The organism is Capnocytophaga genosp. AHN8471 (assembly GCF_016806945.1).
Taxonomy (GTDB): Bacteria; Bacteroidota; Bacteroidia; order Flavobacteriales; family Flavobacteriaceae; genus Capnocytophaga; species Capnocytophaga periodontitidis.
Genome location: NZ_JAESPJ010000012.1, coordinates 21,771 through 43,989, shown reverse-complemented (window position 1 = coordinate 43,989; position 22,219 = coordinate 21,771). Strand labels below are relative to the sequence as shown.

General features: G+C 38.1%; 22 protein-coding genes. 20 read left to right on the top strand and 2 right to left on the bottom strand.

Annotated elements, in window-relative coordinates; all coding sequences use genetic code 11:
* The 4 genes from JMN12_RS06180 to JMN12_RS06165 form a co-directional block, all read left to right on the top strand.
* On the top strand, positions 1-867 hold an 867-nt coding region (locus tag JMN12_RS06180), incomplete at its 5' end, for a T9SS type B sorting domain-containing protein (RefSeq protein WP_203136113.1).
* Between the two features lie 143 nt (positions 868-1,010).
* Positions 1,011-2,336 carry an anaerobic C4-dicarboxylate transporter family protein gene (locus JMN12_RS06175; RefSeq protein WP_203138034.1) on the top strand — a complete coding sequence of 442 codons (1,326 nt, stop codon included), beginning with the start codon at positions 1,011-1,013 and terminating at the stop codon, positions 2,334-2,336.
* 56 nt (positions 2,337-2,392) lie between these two features.
* The gene (gene ansB / locus JMN12_RS06170) at positions 2,393-3,451 is read left to right on the top strand and encodes an L-asparaginase 2 (protein ID WP_203094605.1); all 1,059 of its coding nucleotides are present in this window, start codon (positions 2,393-2,395) and stop codon (positions 3,449-3,451) included.
* 72 nt (positions 3,452-3,523) lie between these two features.
* Positions 3,524-4,681, top strand: a complete 1,158-nt coding sequence (locus JMN12_RS06165; RefSeq protein ID WP_203138033.1) for a porin — start codon at positions 3,524-3,526, stop codon at positions 4,679-4,681.
* Positions 4,682-4,975: 294 nt separating this feature from the next.
* Here JMN12_RS06165 and JMN12_RS06160 read toward each other — a convergent pair whose 3' ends face one another.
* Positions 4,976-5,491: a KdsC family phosphatase gene (locus tag JMN12_RS06160; protein WP_009413480.1), complete on the bottom strand. Its 516-nt coding sequence runs from the start codon at positions 5,489-5,491 to the stop codon at positions 4,976-4,978.
* Positions 5,472-6,242, bottom strand: a complete 771-nt coding sequence (locus JMN12_RS06155) for a Rossmann-like and DUF2520 domain-containing protein (protein ID WP_203138036.1) — start codon at positions 6,240-6,242, stop codon at positions 5,472-5,474. Before JMN12_RS06155 ends, JMN12_RS06160 begins: the two co-directional genes overlap by 20 nt.
* 131 nt (positions 6,243-6,373) lie before the next feature.
* On the opposite strand from JMN12_RS06155, the gene JMN12_RS06150 reads away from it, so the two are divergent.
* From JMN12_RS06150 to pfkA, 16 genes are all read left to right on the top strand, one after another.
* Positions 6,374-6,958 carry an LUD domain-containing protein gene (locus JMN12_RS06150; protein ID WP_009413482.1) on the top strand — a complete coding sequence of 195 codons (585 nt, stop codon included), beginning with the start codon at positions 6,374-6,376 and terminating at the stop codon, positions 6,956-6,958.
* 3 nt (positions 6,959-6,961) lie between these two features.
* Positions 6,962-7,804, top strand: coding sequence for a phosphatidate cytidylyltransferase (locus tag JMN12_RS06145; RefSeq protein WP_009413483.1), 843 nt, complete (start codon positions 6,962-6,964; stop codon positions 7,802-7,804).
* Positions 7,804-8,580 (top strand): diaminopimelate epimerase, encoded by a 777-nt coding sequence (gene dapF, locus JMN12_RS06140; protein ID WP_203138031.1) that lies wholly within the window; start codon positions 7,804-7,806, stop codon positions 8,578-8,580. The genes JMN12_RS06145 and dapF overlap by 1 nt, the downstream gene beginning before the upstream one ends.
* Positions 8,577-9,077: a GNAT family N-acetyltransferase gene (locus JMN12_RS06135; RefSeq protein WP_203138027.1), complete on the top strand. Its 501-nt coding sequence runs from the start codon at positions 8,577-8,579 to the stop codon at positions 9,075-9,077. Before dapF ends, JMN12_RS06135 begins: the two co-directional genes overlap by 4 nt.
* Positions 9,078-9,085: 8 nt before the next feature.
* On the top strand, positions 9,086-9,904 hold the full coding sequence (locus JMN12_RS06130; protein WP_198467615.1) for a ZIP family metal transporter: 819 nt from the start codon (positions 9,086-9,088) through the stop codon (positions 9,902-9,904).
* A 103-nt stretch (positions 9,905-10,007) separates the two neighbouring features.
* A complete protein-coding gene (gene glyA, locus JMN12_RS06125) occupies positions 10,008-11,282 on the top strand; it encodes a serine hydroxymethyltransferase (RefSeq protein ID WP_034555763.1) in 1,275 nt (424 codons plus the stop codon).
* Between the two features lie 272 nt (positions 11,283-11,554).
* On the top strand, positions 11,555-12,469 hold the full coding sequence (locus JMN12_RS06120; RefSeq protein WP_198467618.1) for a type IX secretion system membrane protein PorP/SprF: 915 nt from the start codon (positions 11,555-11,557) through the stop codon (positions 12,467-12,469).
* Positions 12,470-12,527: 58 nt separating this feature from the next.
* On the top strand, positions 12,528-14,480 hold the full coding sequence (locus tag JMN12_RS06115) for an OmpA family protein (RefSeq protein ID WP_203138026.1): 1,953 nt from the start codon (positions 12,528-12,530) through the stop codon (positions 14,478-14,480).
* A gap of 131 nt (positions 14,481-14,611) precedes the next feature.
* Positions 14,612-15,421, top strand: a complete 810-nt coding sequence (tatC, locus tag JMN12_RS06110) for a twin-arginine translocase subunit TatC (RefSeq protein WP_034555183.1) — start codon at positions 14,612-14,614, stop codon at positions 15,419-15,421.
* Positions 15,422-15,430: 9 nt separating this feature from the next.
* Entirely contained in the window at positions 15,431-16,084 is a 654-nt protein-coding gene (locus JMN12_RS06105) for a hypothetical protein (RefSeq protein WP_009412382.1), read from the top strand.
* A 4-nt stretch (positions 16,085-16,088) separates the two neighbouring features.
* Positions 16,089-16,874, top strand: coding sequence for an LPS export ABC transporter ATP-binding protein (lptB, locus tag JMN12_RS06100; protein ID WP_009412381.1), 786 nt, complete (start codon positions 16,089-16,091; stop codon positions 16,872-16,874).
* Between the two features lie 165 nt (positions 16,875-17,039).
* On the top strand, positions 17,040-17,738 hold the full coding sequence (locus JMN12_RS06095) for a DUF4262 domain-containing protein (RefSeq protein ID WP_238423829.1): 699 nt from the start codon (positions 17,040-17,042) through the stop codon (positions 17,736-17,738).
* Between the two features lie 2 nt (positions 17,739-17,740).
* The gene (locus JMN12_RS06090; protein ID WP_203138024.1) at positions 17,741-18,277 is read left to right on the top strand and encodes a hypothetical protein; all 537 of its coding nucleotides are present in this window, start codon (positions 17,741-17,743) and stop codon (positions 18,275-18,277) included.
* Between the two features lie 318 nt (positions 18,278-18,595).
* The gene (gene pepT / locus JMN12_RS06085; protein ID WP_009412378.1) at positions 18,596-19,819 is read left to right on the top strand and encodes a peptidase T; all 1,224 of its coding nucleotides are present in this window, start codon (positions 18,596-18,598) and stop codon (positions 19,817-19,819) included.
* Positions 19,820-19,903: 84 nt separating this feature from the next.
* A complete protein-coding gene (locus JMN12_RS06080) occupies positions 19,904-21,097 on the top strand; it encodes a pyridoxal phosphate-dependent aminotransferase (protein WP_203138022.1) in 1,194 nt (397 codons plus the stop codon).
* Between the two features lie 136 nt (positions 21,098-21,233).
* A complete protein-coding gene (pfkA, locus tag JMN12_RS06075; RefSeq protein ID WP_009412376.1) occupies positions 21,234-22,214 on the top strand; it encodes a 6-phosphofructokinase in 981 nt (326 codons plus the stop codon).
* Positions 22,215-22,219 lie beyond the last annotated feature (5 nt).

Here is a 22,219-nt window from a genome sequence, read left to right as displayed (position 1 = left end):
ACTAAGACCTTGTCATTCACAGTAGAAGAATTACCAGATGTTACAATCAAGGAACTCAAATACTATGGTACTTGTCAAGCAAGTTCTAATAGTTACGTAGATTATTTAGAGGTACATTTCAACAATCCATCGCCCGACTATAGTAAGATAACCTATAGTTTGAATGGAGCTCCAGCAGCTACTTTCACACGAACCACAGGCAATGTAGCTTATATTGATAATTTCAATAGAAGTTCAGTTACCCAAACGGTTGAAGTAACCTATACTATAGTATCCTCTATTCCAGGAATGACGGGAAGTTGTAGTGCCTCCGAGACTATCACGATAGATCCTTACACACCACTTACAGTTACGAGAGTAACGACTAATACCACGCTCAACACCTTAGAGGTATTAGCACGAGGAGGTAGGACGAATAACTTTAGAGGTTATACATACTACTTTAATGAGGTGAGTAAAGGAGATAATCCGGTGTACAAAATCAACCATGACGATCCTGATAAGTTAGTAAACGGACGTCGTTATAAAGTAGTGAATGTACGCGTGGAAGATGCAGAAGGTTGTACAGTAACAGCGACTTACGATTTAGAATACTTTGATATAGAAGTGCCGAACTTCTTCACGCCCAATGGAGATGGAGAGAATGATGTATGGAAAGCGAAGTATTTAGACAACAATGTAAATGCCCGTATCTACATTTTCGATCGTTATGGTCGTCGATTAGTGAAGTTAGAACCAGGAGAAGGCTGGGATGGTACGTATGAAAAACAAGCGATGCCATCAGGCGACTATTGGTATATCATCGAAATCAACGATCAATTGTACGACAAACGTGAGTTCTACGGTAACTTCACTTTATTTAGATAACCTCATTTTCTGATAGTTATTTTAAAATACGGTTTTATCTGTTAAGAAAAATACGATATTTGTTAAAAAAATATCGTATTTTTCTTTTTTCTTTCCTAAAACTTTCGTACCTTTGAACCATAATTATGATTTCTTAATTGAATATGATTTATATTGAATTGCTAATAGTGCTCCTCGCTATCTTTATAGGAGCCAGAGTAGGAGGTATCGGGCTCGGAATCTTTGGTATGATAGGTTTAGGAATTCTGGTCTTTTGTTTCGGACTCAAACCTGGTAATCCGCCTATCGATGTAATGCTTATCATTGTAGCAGTTATTACAGCGGCTGCTACATTGCAAGCAGCGGGAGGTTTAGATTATTTGGTGAAGGTAGCCGAGAAAATTCTGCGCAAAAATCCCGCTATGATTACCTTCTTGGCGCCTGTTGTCTGCTACTTTTTTACTTTGTTTTCAGGTACAGGCCACATTGCCTATTCGCTTTTGCCTATCATCTCCGAAATTGCTACCGATAGCAAGGTACGCCCTGAGCGTCCCCTTTCTATATCGGTAATAGCTTCGCAACAGGCTATTACAGCCAGCCCTATTTCGGCAGCTACAGCCGCTTTACTTTCAGCTGAGCTCTTAGGTAGTAAAGGTATTACGTTAGGTAATATTCTGATGGTGTGTATCCCCGCTACGATTATCGGGGTGATTGTAGGCGCCATAGCCGTGAGTTTTATGGGCGTTCCTCTCGAAAAAGACCCTGAATACCAACGCCGTTTACGTGAAGGGCTTTTAGAAAAAGAAAGTCATACCGCTTCGCAAATGACCGGTAAAGACCTGCAAAGAGCCAAAACGTCAGTGATTATATTCCTAATAGGAGTCCTCTCTATAGTACTTTTTGGTTCTATTGATAGCCTCCGTCCATCTTTTGAAGTAGGAGGTGAGAAAGTACAAATGGGAATGACCCAACTCATCGAAATTATAATGATGTCTATCGCTGGCTTGATGATTATCTTTGCTCGAGTAGACATCAACAAAGCAGTAAAAGGTTCGGTATTTATTGCAGGTATGCAAGCCGTGATAGCTATTTTTGGGATTGCTTGGATGGGCGATACCTTTTTCAATGGCAATATTGAGTTTTTCAAAATGCACATCGAACAAATAGTTACTCAATATCCTTTCCTCTTTGCAGTAGCTCTTTTTGTAATGTCTGTTCTTTTATTTAGTCAAGCCGCTACGGTACGAACTCTTTATCCGTTAGGGATTGCCTTAGGCATTCACCCAATGGCAATGATAGCAATGTTCCCTGCGGTCAATGGCTATTTCTTTATCCCTAATTATCCTACCGTAGTCGCCGCTATCAATTTCGATAGAACAGGTACTACACGTATAGGTAAATACGTACTAAACCACTCGTTCCAAATACCTGGTTTTGTAGCTACTATTATAGCCATTGCAGTAGGTTACCTAATAATTATGTTTATGTGAAATATCTAATTTCTAATTCTTAACTTTCCATTTAAAACTAATAACTAAAATTATATATGATAACATTGATGAAAAAAATTGCCCTCTCATTGCTCTTAATGATGACTGTGGCAGTCTTTGCGCAACAAAAGCCAAAGATTCGTATTTTAGCTACCGGTGGTACTATCGCAGGAGTAAGTAAATCAAATACTGAAACCAACTATAAAGCTGGTGAACTCGGTATTTACCAACTCTTAGATGCAGTCCCTGAAGTGAAGAATGTAGCCAATATAAGTGGCGAACAAATTGTGAAAATCGGTTCACAAGATATGAACGATGAGGTATGGCTCACACTTGCCAAACGCATCAACCAGCTCTTAAACAAAGAAGGGTATGATGGTGTGGTAATCACTCACGGTACCGATACAATGGAAGAAACCGCTTACTTCCTCAACCTTACCGTACACAGCAAAAAACCTGTGGTAATGGTAGGAGCAATGCGTCCTGCTACAGGTATGAGTGCCGATGGCCCTCTAAACCTCTATAACGCAGTAGTAACTGCTGCCGATAAAAATGCTATGGGGCGTGGGGTAATGGTGTGTATGAACGACATCGTACTCGATGCTAAAGATGTCATTAAAACCAATACCACTGCTGTCGAAACTTTCCAAGGTGCTAACTATGGCAAATTGGCATACATTCACAATGGCAAAGTATTCTTTAACCGCACTCCTGAAAACAAACATACTTATCAATCTGTTTTCAATGTAGATAACCTTAAAGAATTACCTAAAGTAGGTATTGTATACAGCTATTCTAATGTATCTGAATTGCCAATGAAAGCCTTTATGGATGCTAAATTCGATGGTATTGTACACGCTGGAGTAGGTAATGGTAACCTCTATCACACTATCTTTGATTTGGCAGTAAAAGCTAGAGAGCAAGGCATTCAGTTTGTGCGTTCTTCACGCGTACCTACAGGAGCAACTACCCTCGATGCCGAAGTAGATGATGCTAAATATCAATTTGTAGCTTCACAAACACTCAACCCACAAAAAGCTCGTGTTCTATTGATGTTAGCACTCACTAAAACCAAAGACTGGAAACAAATCCAAAAATATTTCAATGAATATTAGAAATCAGGAATTAGGTAATAGGAATTAGCTATTTCCTAATTCCTAACTTCTATTTCCTAAAAAAGAATACGTATGAAAAAGATATTATTAGCAGTGAGCCTCCTCATAGGAGGTATCGCCTCAGCGCAACAAGATTTACAAAATCAAATTAACCAATTGAGAGCAGAAATCGATCAGCTTAAAGCTACCGCTCCTGCGCCTCTATTTATGCCTGAAAATGAAGGAGAACAGCCCATTCATAAGAAGTTTAATATGTACTTCAACTTTCAAGGAAGTTTTGATGTAGAAAAAGCAAAAGACCAAGATATGACAGCTAAGTTCTATGCACGTCAATTGCGATGGGAAGTACGAGGTGATATTACCGACCGTATTTTCTACCGTTTTCGTCATCGTTTGAATAAATCAAATGCAAGAGCTTCTTTGGATAACCTTGCCAAAGCTACTGATATGCTTTATGCAGGGTTCCGTTTAGATGACAAATGGACACTTACTGCAGGAAAAATGTGTCAAGCTTGGGGTGGTTTCGAGTTCGACTTAAACCCAATGAATATTTATGAATATTCTGATTTCCTTGAGAATATGGATAACTTTATGTTAGGAGCAATGATTACTTATGCACCTAACGAGAATCACGAGTTTAACTTCCAAATTACTGATGTACGCAATGATAAATTTGCAGATATTTATGGTACAACTTCACCTACTATCAGCGAAAGTAAAGCTCCTCTTACCTACATCTTTAATTGGAATGGTAATCTGTTTGATAATCTTATCCAAACTCGTTGGGGAGGTGGTTTGCAAAGTGAAGCCGATGGCTATAACAACTGGCTCTTGATGTTGGGAACTAAACTCAATTTGCCTAAGTTCCAAGTCTTCTTTGATTATATGATGGCTAATGAACAATTAGATAGGTTGAAATATACTCCAATGAGTGGCACTACACTTGTAAAAGATACCAAGTACAATAGCTTTGTACTAAAAGCTGAGTATCAACCTGTACCTCATTGGAATATCTTTGCCCAAGGTATGTATGAAACTGCTAAAAGTGATTTACCCAATAATGAACTCAAAAGCATAGGCTACTATGCAGGAGTTGAATATTTGCCTTTTGAAAAACAAGACTTGCGTTTCTTTTTGGCTTATATAGGAAGAAGTCGCGAAAAAAATAATGTTACTGATAATACCAATCGCGTGAGCCTCGGTTTGATGTATCGTATCAAAGCGTTCTAATAATTAGCTAATAAATAAATCAATACAAAAAGCTGCTCAAAAAATAAACTTTTCTTGAGCAGCTTTTGTTAATTAACGTCAGTTCGATATAACAGAATATTGATTTACAGCTTTATATCATAATATATTCACAAAATAATTCACCGTCAGGTGAAAATTCGTGAGATAATAAAAAAATAAAGACTTTTATACACTCCCAAATTCGTGAAAATTCGTGAAATTCGTGGGAGATTAAAAATATTTTACTGATTGTTAAGTAATTACTTACGTCGAACTCACGTTAATTATTAATTGTTAGTTGAAATCAAACCAATCGCCACGTACTTTTAGTACTTGTTCAATCACATCACGTACAGCCCCTTGTCCGCCATCGCGGTGAGATATGTAGTGAGCAACTGCTTTTACCTCGGGCACAGCATCTTGAGGACAAGTAGCTAAACCTGAGTGTTTCATAGGAGGAATATCAGGGATATCATCTCCCATATAGAGAATTTGTTCCGTTTTAAGCCCTTTGCTTTTTTGGTACTCTAAAAAAGTTTCGAGTTTCTCGTGGCGGAGCATAAAAATATCGGTTACCCCAAGGTTTTCAAAACGCTTTTGTACCCCTACATTGCCACCACCTGTAATAATGCAGATGGTATATCCTTTAGCAACAGCTGTTTTGAGGGCAAAACCGTCTTTCATATTCATACTGCGTAAAAGGTCACCATCATTGTTTACAAATACTTGGGTATTAGTAAAAACCCCATCTACATCAAAAATGAATGTGGTGATGTCTTTCAATTTTTCTTTATAATTCTTTTCTTCCATAAGTGTTTATTATTGAATTTGTAATAATCTCATATATTTCTTTATAGTTATTGTTATCTAACATTGCCAAGTGGTTAGCTATGGTTAGAGAATCGTTGCGTCGTGCAGGACCTGTTTGAGCATCGTAAGCCGAGGTGTTTTGTAGTTTTGCAAAAGTCTCAATGAGTAATGGTTGTAGAATTTCAAAAGGAACCTCATTTTTCTTACATATCTGCTCACTTATATATACCAAATGGTTACTGAAATTATTCATAAACACAGCGGCGAGGTGTAGTATCCTGCGTTGGTAACTGTTCAATGCGTATGTTTTTGTGGAAAGCAATAAAGCCAAACGTTGTAGTAGGTAGAAATCATTAGTGTTTTCAGCTTCCAAGCAAAAAGGTACACTATTGAAATCTACAAGCGTTTGTTTGTTCATTGTTTGCAAAGGATAGAACACGCCACGCCTATTTTTAGAGTCAATAACCTCAATAGAGGTGTTACCTGAAGTATGCACTACCAATTGGTTTTCAAAAGGTAATTTTTTGGATATTTCAGCAATAGCTTCATCTTTCACAGCGATAATACACACATCAGCAGGGCGCAAAAAGTTGAGATGATGTGTTTTCTCTATTTCAAAAGTATTGAACTCAGAGCTTAATTCGCTCCGGCTGTAGAGTTGCTGAAGTTGTACCTCTGGGTGATTATAGAATGCACGCGTGAGTTGGTAAGCCATATTGCCTGCTCCTATAATATTGATATGTATTGCCATATAGGTTGTTTTTGATGCGACAAAGATAGGCATAAATTTTTAATTTTTTTCACTGAAAATGCACAGATTCATTTATTTTGTATATATTTGCAAAAAAATATGTAGATAACACATCATTTTACAGTGTAGGAATGAATTTTTTCGCCAAGATATTTAAACGTAATAACATAGAACCACCCCAGCAACTTACAGAAGATGAGCAATTTGCAATGAATTTTACCAAAAATGGTGGTAAATTTATCTATTGTACCTCAGATCTTGAGGTGCAAGAAGTCTTTCGCAATATACTGAAAGAGTTAGGCGTTTATGTGAAAATGAGTAGTAATGCATCACCTGTGATCAATGAAATGTTTGAGGAACACAGCCCAATGTTTACATCCGATATTGATACTTCTAATGTCTATTTAATAGATTGTGAGTATCTTATAACTTCTCTCGGAGGTATAATGCTCTCTTCTCATCAGCTGAAACATCGGAAAATGGATGAATTGCCAGAGGTGTTTATCATTTTCGCCAAAACAAGCCAGATGGTAAAAGATATTCCTGAAGGAATGAAAGGTATTAAGAAAAAATATATAGGCCATATCCCTACAGGGCTTATTACTTTGCAAACTTTTACCGATAATCCTGATATACAAACAATTTCTAATTATGGTACAAGTTCTAAGAGGACGTACCTGATACTGTTAGAAGATTTACCTATTGATAAACAATAATTTATGAACGAACTATTTAAAAGAACAATTACAGGATTTATTTATGTCTTCCTATTGCTATCGGCAATTATGCTCAACCCCGACGCTTTCGACTTCTTATTTTTGTCCTTTGGTATTATTTGCTTATTTGAGTTTAAAATGCTCATCAGGCTCAAGGAATTACATATATTTTTGCTTTTTTTGTTGGTTTGGTGGCTGTTTATTCACTTAAAAACTTATCCTTTCTCGGTTTATATACTGCTTTTGGCTACTTTGCTTACTAATATATACCTCACGATGATGCTTTTCAATGAAAAAACACCTATCCGCAAGCAAAGTAACAATACTAAACTGCTTATTAGCCTACTGTATATAGGAGGAGGTTGTATATTTATGCCTCTGATTTACAAATATGAGAATAACCCGAACCCTAATTATTTTTATCAGAACATATTCAACAACGAGTCGCAAATTACGATGATAGGAATGTTGTGTATTATATGGGCGAGTGATAGTTTTGCCTACCTTACAGGTAAAGCCTTTGGCAAACACAAGCTCTTTGAGCGCATTTCGCCTAAGAAAACTATTGAGGGTTTTGTGGGTGGACTCATAGGGGCGATGCTTATTGCTACGGCTATTTCGTATTACAGTGGCAGACCTCTATGGCAATGGCTTATGTTGGCAGTGATTTTGGTGGTTACCGGTGCGGTGGGCGACTTGGTAGAGTCTAGCTTTAAACGAACTGCTAAAGTAAAGGACAGCGGGACGATACTGCCAGGACACGGAGGTTTACTCGACCGTTTAGATAGCCTTATTTTTGCCTCACCTTTTGCGTACTTAACACTACTAATTTTTGACCTTTTTTAATGATGAATTTCTATAAATATCAAGGAACAGGAAATGACTTTGTGATGATTGATAATCGCGAAGAAAATTTTCCTAAAAATAACAAAACACTAATAGCACAGTTGTGTCATAGGCGTTTTGGCATTGGAGCCGATGGCCTTATTTTGCTTGAGAACGACCCGCAGTATGATTTCCGTATGGTATATTACAATTCCGACGGGCGTGAAAGTACAATGTGTGGCAATGGCGGACGCTGTGTGGTGGCTTTTGCTAAACAATTGGGTATTATAGAACACAAAACATTATTTATAGCTGTAGACGGAGAACATCGTGCAACAATTGAAGGTGATAATTATGTACGCTTGCAAATGAAAAATGTAACTGAGGTAGAAGAGCACAAAGGTTATGTATTCTTAAATACAGGATCGCCTCACCACGTACAATGGGTCGAAGAGGTAGATACCGTAGATGCGAAAGATGAGGGTGCCACTATACGCTATGGAGAGCTTTATGCTACTCAGGGCGGTAGTAATGTGAATTTTGTGAGCAAAGGAGAAAATGGCTTTAAAGTGCGCACCTATGAACGTGGAGTGGAAGATGAAACCTACTCTTGTGGTACGGGCGTTACAGCCGTCGCAATTGCTTTATACCATACTAAACAAATAGAAAATCAATCTATCACTCTCCATACCCGCGGAGGTGATTTGCAAGTAAGTTTCGATAGAGTAGGTGAGGGGTATGAGAATATCTATTTGAGTGGTAGTGCTCAATTTGTATTTGAGGGAACAATAAAATGATAAAATTAAGAGCCTTAGAACCTGAAGATATAGATTTTTTGTATCTGTTAGAAAATGAAGAGAGTTTGTGGGAGGTAAGTGAAACCCAATTACCTTTTGCCAAACATTTGTTGCAAGACTATATACAGCACGCTCATCAAGATATTTACGAAGCTAAGCAGTATCGCTATGTTATAGCGTTTGAAGAGGGAACGCCTATGGGCTGTGTAGATTTATACGATTTTAGTCCGAAGCACCGTAGAGCAGCTGTGGGGATAGCTCTTTTGCCCGTCTATCGAGGAAAGGGTTATGCCAAAGAAGCCTTGCAACAGTTGATAGCTCATACACAACAATACTTAGACTTACACCAACTGATTGCTTATATCCCTGCTGATAATGAGGTGAGTATACGCCTTTTTGAGAGAGTAGGATTTAGTTACAGTGGTGTACAAAAGGACTGGCTTTACAGTCAAGGAGTTTATAAAGATATGTTATTATACCAAAATATTTTTAAATAGGTCATAAAATGTTACAGAACGTTATCACTTATTTAGAGACTATTAACCCAATACTTGCTGCCTTATACGCCACCATTTTCACGTGGAGTGTAACAGCTTTGGGGGCTGCAGTGGTATTCTTTTTTAAGAAAGAAAACAAAACCGTGTTAGATGGTATGTTAGGCTTTACAGGAGGGGTGATGCTGGCAGCTAGTGTGTGGAGTTTGATAATACCCTCTATTAATATGACAGAAGGTGAAGGCTTTATAAAGGTGCTACCTGCTACGGTGGGGATATTTATGGGAGCACTTTTTCTTTATGTATTAGATAAGTTATTACCACACTTTCACGCCAACTTCAAACAAACAGAAGGTATTAAAACCGATTGGCAAAAAACTACTTTGCTTATTTTAGCTATCACCTTGCACAACATTCCCGAAGGATTGGCGGTAGGGGTACTCTTTGGAGGGGTAGCCGCTGGTATTCCCGAAGCCTCTATTGCGGGAGCGGTAACTCTTGCCATCGGTATTGGGCTACAGAACTTTCCTGAAGGAATAGCCGTAGCAATGCCACTCAGACGTATGGGGGTGAGCAGATGTAAGAGCTTTTTTTATGGGCAACTTTCGGCTATTGTAGAGCCCATAGCAGGGGTATTAGGAGCTTTTGCAGTACTCTTTTTTACCCCAATACTTCCTTATGCCCTTGCTTTTGCGGCAGGAGCTATGATTTATGTGGTCATAGAAGAGGTAATACCTGAAGCCCAGCAAAATGAGAACACCGATGTTTCTACCATAGGATTTCTAGTAGGTTTTGTAGTGATGATGGCAATGGACGTGGTATTGGGCTAACAAATATTTCTTTACAGATGCTTGTGTGATACTGAAAAAAAGCATATATTTGCCCAGAAATAGAAGTAATGAGAAGAGTATTAAACAACAAAATAATTTTAATATGCAAAGAGACATTGATATTTTTGAACTAATTGAGGACGAGAGAGAGCGCCAAGAGTTGGGAATAGAACTCATCGCCTCCGAAAACTTTGTAAGCGACCAAGTAATGGAAGCAGCAGGTTCTGTACTTACTAACAAATACGCCGAAGGTTATCCCGGCAAGCGTTACTATGGTGGTTGTGAAGTGATTGACGAAATCGAACAAATAGCTATTGATCGCGCTAAAGCCCTTTTTGGCGCTGAATATGCTAATGTACAGCCTCATAGCGGTTCACAAGCCAATGCCGCTGTATATGCCACTTGTCTCAAACCTGGTGATAAAATCCTCGGCTTCGACCTCTCTCACGGTGGTCACCTTACTCACGGATCTCCTGTAAATTTCTCAGGTAGATTGTACGAACCTGTATTCTATGGCGTAGAAAAGGAAACAGGCCGACTCAATTACGACAATATATTGGAAATAGCTAAACGTGAACGTCCAAAAATGATAGTGGCAGGCGCCTCAGCCTACTCTCGTGATATCGACTTTAAACGTTTTAGAGAAATAGCCGATGAAGTAGGAGCTATCCTCTTTGCTGATATTGCTCACCCCGCAGGGCTTATCGCTAAAGGTCTGTTGAACGACCCAATCCCTCATTGCCATATCGTAACCACTACTACCCACAAAACCCTACGTGGCCCTCGCGGTGGGCTCATCTTAATGGGTAAAGATTTTGAAAACCCTTTCGGTATCAAAACTCCTAAAGGCGAAGTACGAATGATGAGCTCTTTACTTGATAGCGCAGTATTCCCAGGAAACCAAGGCGGACCTTTAGAACACATCATTGCTGCTAAAGCTGTAGCTTTCGGCGAAGCCCTCTCCGATGATTTTCTCTATTACGCTATACAAGTGCAAAAGAATGCGCGTAAATTAGCATCTGTACTTTTAGCAAAAGGCTATGATATCATCTCTAAAGGAACTGATAATCACTTGATGCTTATTGATTTGCGTAATAAAAACGTAAGCGGTAAAGAAGCCGAAGAAGCTCTTGGAAAAGCCGATATTACAGTAAACAAAAATATGGTGCCTTTCGATACCCGTTCTCCTTTTGTAACAAGTGGTATTAGAGTAGGTGTATCTGCCATTACTACTCGCGGACTCAAAGAAGCGGATATGGAACGCATTGCCGACTTTATAGACCGTGCGATTACTAATCGAGATAATGATGAAGTTCTTGAAGAAATAGCAGAAGAAGTAAATATGTTTATGGAAGATAGACCTCTGTTTGCTTACTAAAATAAAACTATAATGTAAAAAAATCCCAAAAGAGGCACTCTAAAATAAAAGGCGTCTCTTTTGCTTTTTTTAATCGTAACTCATTTATAAATAAATAGTTATACTAATTCTATGTTTTAGGTAATAGAGAAAAATTTCAACTATATAAAAAAAAATTATACAAAAGAGTGTCTTTTTGAACAAAAAGATGTACTTTTGCCGAGTTGTAGGTACTTACCCAAAGTACTATCAGTATAAAAATCAATAGCAAATATATAAAATACAGTTTTATTATGATTAAAAAAGCGTTGTTTTCAGCACTAACAATGTTATTTTGTACCGAGATTTTTGCCCAACAAGAATCTCAATATACTCAGTATATGTATAATACAATGCTCTTTAACCCTGCTTATACAGGGTCGCGTGAAGTGGGGAGTCTCTTTGGAATGTTTCGTACTCAATGGGTAGGTATTAGTGGAGCACCTACCAATGGGAGCATCAGTTATCACCAACCAATGGAACGCTTGCGCAATATAGGCTTGGGCGGGAGTATCTTCCGCGAAAGTATAGGACCTCAAACCCAAACCGATTTGGCGATAGACGTATCGTATACCCTAAACTTTGAAAATTCTAAGTTAGCTTTTGGTATCAATGGATCAGCAAGTATATTTCAAATAGATTATAACGAACTGCGCAAACAAGATAATTCTGATCCCAGTCTTGAGGGCACAGAGAGCGTATTTTCACCTAACATAGGAGCTGGAGTTTATTGGTATACCGATAAATACTACATAGGTTTTTCAGTGCCTAATATGCTCGAAACAACTCATTATAATAACAGTTCAGTATCAGTGTTGAAAAATTCACAACACCTATATTTGATAGGAGGTTATGTATTTGATCTTACTGAGAATACAAAATTCAAACCCGCTGTACTATCGAAAGTATCCTTTGGAGCTCCTTTGCAGTTAGATTTCTCAGCAAACTTTATGTTCAACGAAAAATTTGTGATAGGAGGAGCTTATCGCTGGTCGGCAGCGGTGAGTGTAATGGCAGGTTTTCAAATCAACGACCGTTGGTTTGCAGGGTATGGATATGATTTTGAAACTACCGAATTGCGCAAATACAACTCAGGTTCACACGAAATCTTCTTGCGTTATGAATTGGTAAAAACCTACAAAAAAATCGTATCTCCTCGATTCTTTTAGTGTGAGCTAACCACTTTTTAAAATTTTAACCCTATTTTTTAATTATTAATTATAAAAAATGAGATTACTAAGTTTAACTTTCGCATTATTATGTAGTGCACAAGTGCTATTAGCACAACCTGAAAAGGAATTAGAAAAAGCAAATGAAATGTACAAAAACTTTGCTTATGTCGATGCTATTAGAATATACGAAAGTATTGCTAAAAAAGGATTTGTAAACCAAGAAATGCTAGAGAGCTTAGGTAATTCCTATTACTACAACGCCGAGTACAAAAAAGCACTCCCTTGGTACAAACAACTCTTTGAAAATCCAAATTACAAAGTAAAACCTGAGTATTACTATCGTTATGCACAAGTGCTAAAATCAGTAGGTAAGTATAATGATGCCGATAAAATGATGGCTAAGTTCGCCGAATTGACCGATGATAAAGATACCCGAGCAGTACTTTTTGAAAAAAATAAAGATTATCAACAAGCTATACAAGAGAATTCAGGAAGATTTAAACTGAATCCTATAGCTTTAAATACAGAGTACTCTGAGTATGGACCATCTTTCTACGGTGATAAAATCGTATTTGCAGCAGCTACTAGCGGAAGAGCTTCTAAAGGCGGTGTCTCTCAATGGACAGGCGAAGGGTTCTACGACCTTTATGTAGCCGATCGCAACAAACAAAAATTGTCTAATAAGAAACCCTTCTCTGCTGCTATCAACACAAAATTCAACGAGTCTACTGCTGTTTTTACTAAAGATGGTAAAACAGTTTATTTTACTCGTAACAACTATGTAAATAAAAAATTAGGAACAGATAAGGATGATACCATTCTTCTAAAAATACTTCGCGCTACCAAAGGTAGTGATGGCGAGTGGGGTAATGTGGTAGAAGTGCCTTTCAATAGCGATCAATACAATGTGGCACACCCTGCCTTAAGCCCTGATGAAAAATATTTGTACTTTGCATCCGATATGGGAGGTACCTTAGGCGGATCTGATATTTTCCGAGTAGAAATTTTAGGAGATAACAAATACGGAAAACCTGAAAATTTAGGAAATCTAATCAATACCCCAGGACGCGAATCTTTCCCTTTCATCTCTAAAAACAACGTAATGTACTATTCATCTGATGGATTCCCTGGTTTAGGTGGTTTGGATATCTTCGCTGTAAAATTCTATGAAAATGGTACGACTTCTAAACCTATCAATATTGGTCGCCCAGGTAATAGTGCCGATGATGATTTCTGCTTTATAATGGATAGCGATTCTAAAATAGGCTTCCTCTCATCTAACCGCCCAGGAGGAAAAGGTAGAGATGATATTTATAGCTTCTTTGAAGAAAAACCTTTAGTTTTTGATTGTGAGAAAATGCTCAAAGGAGTCTTAAAAGATGCTAAAACGAATAATGTAATTGTTGATGGACTCATTATACTTTCTGATAGAACAATGAAAGAAGTCGCTAAACAAAAAACTAAAGAAGATGGTACTTTTGCTTTCAATGAGGTAGATTGTAAAGAATTGTATTACTACTTGCGTGGCGAAAAAGAAAAATATGAAACTGCTGAAGTGAAAGTAAACACCGATAAAGAAGGCGAAACATACTACGAAATGCTTCTCAAACCAAGAGAAGTCGCAATTTCTAAAAATACTGATTTAGCCAAAGTATTCAATATCAAAGAAATTTATTTCGATTTGAATAAGTCTGATATACGTCCTGATGCAGCCGTAGAACTCGCTAAGATAGTAGAGGTGATGAAACAGTATCCTAAGATGAAAGTTGATATCCGTTCTCACACCGATAGCCGCGCTTCCGATGCCTATAACTTAGCCTTGTCAGATAAACGCGCAAAATCTACCCTCGAATGGATAGTAAAACAAGGTATTGAACGTAAACGCCTAACAGCTAAAGGTTATGGCGAAACTCGTTTGGTAAATGGTTGCTCTAATGGTGTCCCTTGTACCGAAGAAGAACATCAAGCTAACCGCCGTAGCGAATTTATAGTAGTGAGTATGGAATAACAATGTTTGAATAACAAAAAAACTGTTTGGGAGACCAAGCAGTTTTTTTATTACCTATAATTGCTAATTATGAATTATTTTTTATCTTTGCGCCATTAAATTTGTTATTAAAAGAAATTAATAAACTTACAATGGGAGCATCACAAGATGAAATGTCCTTTTTAGACCATTTGGAAGCCTTGCGCTGGCATTTAATACGCGCTACTATAGCCGTCTTAATTGTGGGAGTAGTAGCTTTTGTATGTAAGGATTTTATCTTTCAAATTATTTTTGCTCCTAAAAATGGCGATTTTTTCACTTATAAAATGTTCTGCAAAATAGGGCACTTTTTTGGTTTTGAAAGCGCTTTCTGTGCCGAAAAACTCCCTTTTACCATCCAAAGCCGTACAATGGCAGGGCAGTTCTCAGCTCATATCTGGACGTCTATTTGGGCAGGAGTGATTATCGCATTCCCTTATGTGCTTTATGAAGTCTGGAAATTCATCAGCCCAGCATTGTATGAACACGAACGCAAGTTAGCACGAGGTTTTATCTTCATTGCTTCTTTGCTGTTTTTTATAGGCGTATTGTTTGGTTATTACCTTATAACACCGCTTTCAGTGAACTTTTTAGGGTCTTATTCGGTAAGCCCTGAGGTGAAAAATCAAATAGATATAGATTCATATATTTCAGTAGTACGCTCATCGGTCATTTCGTGTGGCATTGTTTTTGAACTGCCTATTGTCATTTATTTTCTTACTAAGCTGGGCGTTGTAACCCCTGTTTTTATGCGTAAGTATAGGCGTCACGCTTTGATAGTAGTGCTCATAGTTGCCGCTATTATCACCCCTCCCGATGTAGCTAGCCAGATAATCGTCTCAATACCGATTATGCTCCTGTACGAAATAAGTATTTTTATTTCGGCTTATGTTTTAAAAAAAGAACAAAACAAGGTAATTTAATATTTTTTAATGGATTGTAATACCTACTTACAGCACTTACCCAACGTGAAAACGTTGAAACAGCTTTGCAAAGGCAGAGCCGTGTTAGACTGGATTATTTGTGGTCACGAGTTCGAAGTTTATCACACCTACTACAAAGCCAATGAAGAAGAATACGACGGCTATGAAGCCCAGTGGGGGCACGGCTTTGAAGATGAAGATGGCACATCGTTGTCATTCTATTTTATCGATAAAGCCTGCTTAATAGTACCCTCATCCAGCGCCGAAGACAGCAAAGGAGGCGATAACCACGATTTCGAGAAACGCATCCCCAAAGTGTTTTTGCCCTACTATCGTAAAAACTTCTCGCAAAGTGATATCCCTTTCGTGATATACTCTTTGGATGGTGAAACGTGGCAATGCGTGGAAAATTTTCCTGTGGAAGAACACATCGATAAATTTGAACACATAACTACTAACCCCGCAAAATACAAAGAATGGGCAGTAGATTATATGGGCGACGAAGGCTTCTTGCAAGAAGTGATGAGCGAACAAACTATTACCGACATTTACGAAGGAAAAGTACTTACCGAGGAAATGGTATATAGCATCGTAACCGAAGTGCACGACTGGGTAGATTTAGAAACTGAACTCAACGAAATGCCTTATCGCTTTTCGTTTTAACTATATGAAATTAGTAGTAAACAACATCATCAAAATATACAAAGGAAGAAAGGTTGTAAAAGGCGTTTCGCTGGAAGTAAACCAAGGCGAAATCGTTGGACTCTTAGGCCCTAATGGCGCCGGTAAAACAACTTCCTTTTATATGATTGTGGGACTCATCAAGCCCAATGGCGGTACGATCTTCTTGGATAATACCGATATTACCAATTATCCTATGTACAAACGCGCCCAAAGCGGTATTGGCTACTTGGCACAAGAAGCTTCGGTGTTTAGAAAGTTGAGCATTGAGGACAATATCAAAAGTGTATTGCAACTCACCAAACTCTCTAAAGCCGAACAACAACGCAAAACCGATGAGTTGATTGATGAATTTAGCTTGGGGCATATCCGTAAAAACCGTGGCGACCTACTCTCAGGAGGAGAACGCCGCCGTACCGAAATTGCCCGGGCTTTGGCTACCAGTCCAAATTTTATCTTGCTCGACGAACCTTTTGCTGGGGTAGACCCTATTGCAGTGGAAGATATCCAACGCATTGTGGCTCAACTTAAAGATAAAAATATTGGTATCCTCATCACCGACCATAATGTGCAGGAAACTCTTGCTATTACCGATCGTACTTACTTGATGTTTGAAGGAGGAATCCTCAAATCAGGAGTGCCTGAAGATTTGGCTGCCGATGAGACGGTACGTAAAGTATACCTCGGAAAAAATTTTGAGTTAAGACGTAAGAAAAAACCAGAAGATGATGATAGTAATATGAATCAAGAATTGGAAAATGATAATCCCTGATTAACAGCGTATTGTCACTTTTGTGTCGCATCTTCCCTTTGAAAGATTATCGGCAATTGCCGAGTAAGTGAATTGGTAGGAAGTTTATAATCAACAAGTTAATTCAATCCTTGATAGGCATTAAATCAATAAACTAACGAATTGGCAAATCAATATATCAATAAATTGACAAGTGATATCGAAAAATACGGCTTTGGGGTGATAATGATACCTCAAACTGATTACTTGCCATCTTTTGCTTATACAGTAGGTTTGTGGAAAAGCTATAAACACCCTGAGCTTATTACTTTAGGAATGCCAATAGATATACTCCATACCGTACTCAATACGGTAGCGTTTGAAGGCGTAAAAAAAGGAAAATCTATAGAAATAGGTAAGAATTATCGTGGCGTATTAGAAAAACATCCCGTACAATTCTTAACGGTAGACAAGCGTAATATCCCTGATTATTTTGGACAAGCAATCAACTATTACCAAACAGCCGATTTCCCTGTATTACAATTGATATGGCCTGATGACAAAGGTGTATTCCCTTATGAAACAAATTTTAGAGAAGATTTAATCTACTTGCAACCGTTATTAGATAGAAATGCCGATTTCAAATTTAGAGAAGACAAACTCCGTCCCGTATTTACAACATCCGCTTGGTTAGAAAGTCAAGAGCCAATCGTAGATGTAATACACGATAAGGAAGGTTATTGGTTTTTCCTCCCCTTAGGAGAACCCGATTGGAAGATGGTGCCCTTGGAAGAATTAGTAAAAGCCGACCCTACTCTCAATGATGTTTTTAACCTCGATTATGGAGAAAGTGCTAATAGGGAGTTTATAGGAGGGCAATGGCAAAGAGATGTTTATGAAGGGTAGAAATGTATAAAGAACTTTTAAACATATCAAAAGCTAACCTAACAACAACCCGCAATATTACTCAAATAGGGAGTTTTGAAATTCCTCCTTCTTATTTGCAGTTTGCTCAAGAAATAGGCTTTGGTAGATTGTTAGGCTTATTTCTCACCTATATTCCAATGGGAGAAAACACACCTTATTGTGATGCTTTGGAACACAGAAATGCACATTGGAAAGAAATCTTTCAAATGTATCTAAAGGAATATCCAGATAGGTTATTTCTCAAAAAAGAAGCAGATAATAAAGAGCGCTTAGCTAATGCAGAACCTTTTTTGTTTAGTGAAAATGGAGAGGTTGTGTTTTGGGATAGTAGAAATCGGGATGATAAGGGAGAATGCCCTATTTATTTGGTAGATTTTTCTACAGGAATATATTTAGCAGGGAATACTTTTAAAGAGTTTATTCTCAACCTTACAGATAAAGCAAAAGTAAAAAGTATTTTGAAATTTGGAGATGATCCTTTGTTGAGAACTTTTGACCCTTTACCATTAAAAGACTGAAAAATATCGTTTCAGACTTTGGCAAAGTTGATTACCTTGAAAATCAACTACTCTTAGAGTGTGTTGTGTAGGAAAGCCAGCGATAGCTGGGTATGTGCTGCAAACGCCTGTATAAATAAAACTTTTTGCAAACACCCACATAAATAAAATTTTTTGCAAACGCCCTTAAAAGTAAGTTTATTTATTCGCAATCTATTTTTATTTGACTATAATATTAGAACAATTAACCCTATATAACACTCACTTTTGAGAATTGTCCCCCTTCGGGGGAACGGGGATAAACTCCTAAAAAACAAGAAAAACTAAAAACTATATATAATGAAAAATTTAGTAGACCGTTTTATTAAGTACATAAAAATAGACTCTCAATCTAATCCTGAGAGTGAAACAACCCCTAGTACCAAAAAACAATGGAATATGGCAAACTTATTGGTAGAAGAATTGAAAGCCATTGGTTTGCAAGACGTAACTGTAGATGAAAATGCCTACGTGATGGCTACGTTACCATCGAATGTAGATTACCCAGTGCCTACCATTGGTTTTATTTCTCACTTCGATACCTCTCCTGACTTCTCTGGTGAAAACGTAAATCCACAATTTGTAGAAAATTACGATGGGGGTGATATCGTCCTCAACAAAGAACAAAACATAGTGTTATCACCTTCTTATTTTGAGGATTTGTTGCTCTACAAAGGCAATACCATTATCACAACTGATGGAACTACCCTTTTGGGAGCTGACGATAAGGCAGGTATTGCCGAAATCGTAACCGCTATGGAATACCTCGTGCAACACCCCGAAATCAAACACGGAAAAATACGTGTAGGCTTTACCCCTGATGAGGAAATAGGTCGTGGAGCTCATAAATTCGATGTCAAAAAATTCGCTGCTGATTGGGCTTATACAATGGACGGCGGACAAATTGGCGAACTCGAATACGAAAGTTTTAACGCTGCAGGAGCTAAAATACACTTCAAAGGGAAAAACGTGCATCCTGGTACTGCCAAAAACAAAATGATAAACTCAATGCTTGTAGCTACTCAGTTTATCAATGCACTACCAGCCGACGAAATTCCAGCTCGCACCGAAGGTCGCGAAGGATTCTATCACATTACCGATATTTCTGGAGATGTAGAAAATACCGTAGTTCAGCTTATCATCCGCGACCACGACCGCGACCTTTTCAATAAACGCAAAGCCGTAGTACAGCAAATTGTAGACGATTTGAACAAACAAATCCCTAATGTGGCAGTAGCCGAAATAAAAGACCAATATTACAATATGGGTGAAAAAATCAAACCTGTGATGCATATTGTAGAAGTAGCCGAACGCGCGATGAAAGAATTAGGTATTACCCCTATAACCAAACCTATCCGCGGTGGTACCGATGGTTCTCAACTTAGCTTTATGGGATTGCCTTGCCCTAATATCTTTGCAGGCGGACATAATTTCCACGGTAAATACGAATTTGTACCCGTAGAAAACCTCGAAAAAGCTACCGAAGTGATTATTCGCATTGCTGAATTAGTAGCAAAAAAATAAGATAATTAGCCAATCTGTCAATTAGCCAATGTGTTAATTGATAAATTGGCTAACTTGCTAATTAACTAATTGATAAATTAACTTATGCCTACAATATCACATAGAGCGCAAATATTGCCTCAGTCTCCTATCAGGAAACTCACTCCTTACGCCGAAAAAGCAGCTAAGGAAGGGAAAACTATTTACCACCTCAATATTGGTCAACCCGATATTAAAACCCCTGAAATAGCTATTCAGGCAGTCAAAGATTTTACCCCTAAGGTATTGGAATATACCAAAAGTGAGGGCATCAACTCTCTCAGAGAAAAGGTGGTCGAATACTACAAAAAACACGATATTAAGGTCAATAGCAATGATATCATCATTACCAATGGTGGCTCCGAAGCGCTTACCTATGTAATTGCTACTGTTGCCAATGCCGATGATGAAATTATCATTCCTGAACCTTATTATGCGAACTACATCAGCTTTTCAGAAGCCTTTGATGCTATATGTGTACCTATTACGTCTTCTTTTGATGATAACTTTGCCTTGCCTCCTATAGAAGAATTTGAGAAAAAGATAACTCCTAAAACCAAAGCTTTTCTCATTTGTAACCCTGGAAATCCTACAGGTTATTTGTATTCTAAAGAGGAAATTTTGCAATTGGCAGCAATAGCCAAAAAACACGATATTTTCCTTATTTTCGATGAGGTATACCGCGAGTTCGTGTACGATGGTGCTACCCATTATTCCATTATGCAAGTAGAAGGCATCGAACAAAATGCTATAATGATAGATTCGGTGTCTAAACGGTTCAGTATGTGTGGAGCGCGTATCGGGTGGGTCGTGTCTAAGAATAAAGAGGTGATAAAATCTATCTTAAAATTCGCACAAGCCCGACTTTCTCCTCCTACTTATTCTCAAATAGGTGCAGAGCGCGCTTTTGATGTACCCGACACTTACTTTGAAGAAGTACTAAAAGAATACACCCAACGTAGAAATGTGCTTATTGAGGAACTCCAAAAAGTAAAAGGGGTACGCGTATCAATGCCTAAAGGCGCTTTCTATTGTATCGCAGAACTACCTGTAGAAAACGCTGAAGATTTCAGTATATGGCTTTTAGACCATTTCTCAGTGAATAACGAAACAGTAATGTTAGCTCCTGCCGAAGGTTTTTATGCCACCAAAGGTTTAGGGCGTAACCAAGTGCGCATTGCTTATGTACTCGAAAAAGAAAAAATCGTAAAAGCAATTCACATATTAGCCGAAGCACTAAAAGAATATAATAACTCCTAATCCCTAATTTCTATTTCCTATTTCCTAACTCCTAAAAAGATAAATAGTTATATTTTTTAAGTTAAAAAAAAAACATAAAATTATTGCCATATCAAAAATATTTCGTACTTTTGAGGCGGAAAATTAAAAACAGACAATGTCAGTAAAGAAAATAGCAGTATTAACATCAGGAGGAGACGCTCCTGGTATGAACGCCGCCATTCGCTCAGTGGTACGTACTTGTGCATACCACAATATCGAAGTGGTAGGTGTATATCGCGGCTATCAGGGAATGATAGAAGGCGATTTCGAACCAATGAACGCTCGTAGCGTTCGCGATATTATCAACAGAGGGGGTACTATCTTGAAATCTGCCCGCTCTAAAGACTTTAGAACTCCTGAAGGGCGCAAAGTAGCCTATGAAAAACTAAAAGCAGCAGGAGTAGATTCTTTAGTAGTAATAGGAGGTGACGGCTCTTTTACTGGAGCGCTCTTGTTCAACAAAGAATTTGGCTTCCCTGTAATGGGAATCCCTGGTACCATCGATAACGACATTTATGGTACTGATTTTACTTTAGGCTATGATACAGCTCTCAACACTGTAATTGAGGCTATCGACAAAATTAGAGATACAGCAAGCTCTCACAACCGCTTGTTCTTCATCGAAGTAATGGGGCGTGATGCAGGGCATATCGCTCTCAACTCTGGAGTAGGAGCAGGAGCTGAAGAGATCTTGATCCCAGAAGAGAATATAGGACTTAAAAAACTACTTGAATCTTTGGAAAAAAGTCGTATGACTGGTAAAACTTCTAGCTTGGTAGTGGTTGCCGAAGGCGATAAAATAGGTAAAAACGTATTCGAACTTAAAGAATACGTAGAACAACACCACCCCGATTACGATGTGCGTGTATCTGTATTAGGCCACATGCAACGGGGGGGGGCTCCTTCTTGCTTCGACCGCGTTTTAGCAAGCCGTATGGGAGTAAAAGCTGTAGAATCTCTACTTGAAGGTAAATCTAACTATATGGTGGGTATCCGTAACAATAAAATGGAACTTACCCCGCTTGAAAAAGCTATCAAAGGTAGTTCTAAAATAGATACAGAACTCCTCCGTGTAGCCGAAATAATGGCAACTTAGTAACG

Bases quoted from the DNA above. Each gene is read 5' to 3' on its own strand.
- JMN12_RS06175 (WP_203138034.1), top strand. From the start codon at position 1,011: ATGATTTATATTGAATTGCTAATAGTGCTCCTCGCTATCTTTATAGGA.
- ansB (WP_203094605.1), top strand. From the start codon at position 2,393: ATGATAACATTGATGAAAAAAATTGCCCTCTCATTGCTCTTAATGATG.
- JMN12_RS06165 (WP_203138033.1), top strand. From the start codon at position 3,524: ATGAAAAAGATATTATTAGCAGTGAGCCTCCTCATAGGAGGTATCGCC.
- JMN12_RS06160 (WP_009413480.1), bottom strand. From the start codon at position 5,491: ATGGAAGAAAAGAATTATAAAGAAAAATTGAAAGACATCACCACATTC.
- JMN12_RS06155 (WP_203138036.1), bottom strand. From the start codon at position 6,242: ATGGCAATACATATCAATATTATAGGAGCAGGCAATATGGCTTACCAA.
- JMN12_RS06150 (WP_009413482.1), top strand. From the start codon at position 6,374: ATGAATTTTTTCGCCAAGATATTTAAACGTAATAACATAGAACCACCC.
- JMN12_RS06145 (WP_009413483.1), top strand. From the start codon at position 6,962: ATGAACGAACTATTTAAAAGAACAATTACAGGATTTATTTATGTCTTC.
- dapF (WP_203138031.1), top strand. From the start codon at position 7,804: ATGATGAATTTCTATAAATATCAAGGAACAGGAAATGACTTTGTGATG.
- JMN12_RS06135 (WP_203138027.1), top strand. From the start codon at position 8,577: ATGATAAAATTAAGAGCCTTAGAACCTGAAGATATAGATTTTTTGTAT.
- JMN12_RS06130 (WP_198467615.1), top strand. From the start codon at position 9,086: ATGTTACAGAACGTTATCACTTATTTAGAGACTATTAACCCAATACTT.
- glyA (WP_034555763.1), top strand. From the start codon at position 10,008: ATGCAAAGAGACATTGATATTTTTGAACTAATTGAGGACGAGAGAGAG.
- JMN12_RS06120 (WP_198467618.1), top strand. From the start codon at position 11,555: ATGATTAAAAAAGCGTTGTTTTCAGCACTAACAATGTTATTTTGTACC.
- JMN12_RS06115 (WP_203138026.1), top strand. From the start codon at position 12,528: ATGAGATTACTAAGTTTAACTTTCGCATTATTATGTAGTGCACAAGTG.
- tatC (WP_034555183.1), top strand. From the start codon at position 14,612: ATGGGAGCATCACAAGATGAAATGTCCTTTTTAGACCATTTGGAAGCC.
- JMN12_RS06105 (WP_009412382.1), top strand. From the start codon at position 15,431: ATGGATTGTAATACCTACTTACAGCACTTACCCAACGTGAAAACGTTG.
- lptB (WP_009412381.1), top strand. From the start codon at position 16,089: ATGAAATTAGTAGTAAACAACATCATCAAAATATACAAAGGAAGAAAG.
- JMN12_RS06090 (WP_203138024.1), top strand. From the start codon at position 17,741: ATGTATAAAGAACTTTTAAACATATCAAAAGCTAACCTAACAACAACC.
- pepT (WP_009412378.1), top strand. From the start codon at position 18,596: ATGAAAAATTTAGTAGACCGTTTTATTAAGTACATAAAAATAGACTCT.
- JMN12_RS06080 (WP_203138022.1), top strand. From the start codon at position 19,904: ATGCCTACAATATCACATAGAGCGCAAATATTGCCTCAGTCTCCTATC.
- pfkA (WP_009412376.1), top strand. From the start codon at position 21,234: ATGTCAGTAAAGAAAATAGCAGTATTAACATCAGGAGGAGACGCTCCT.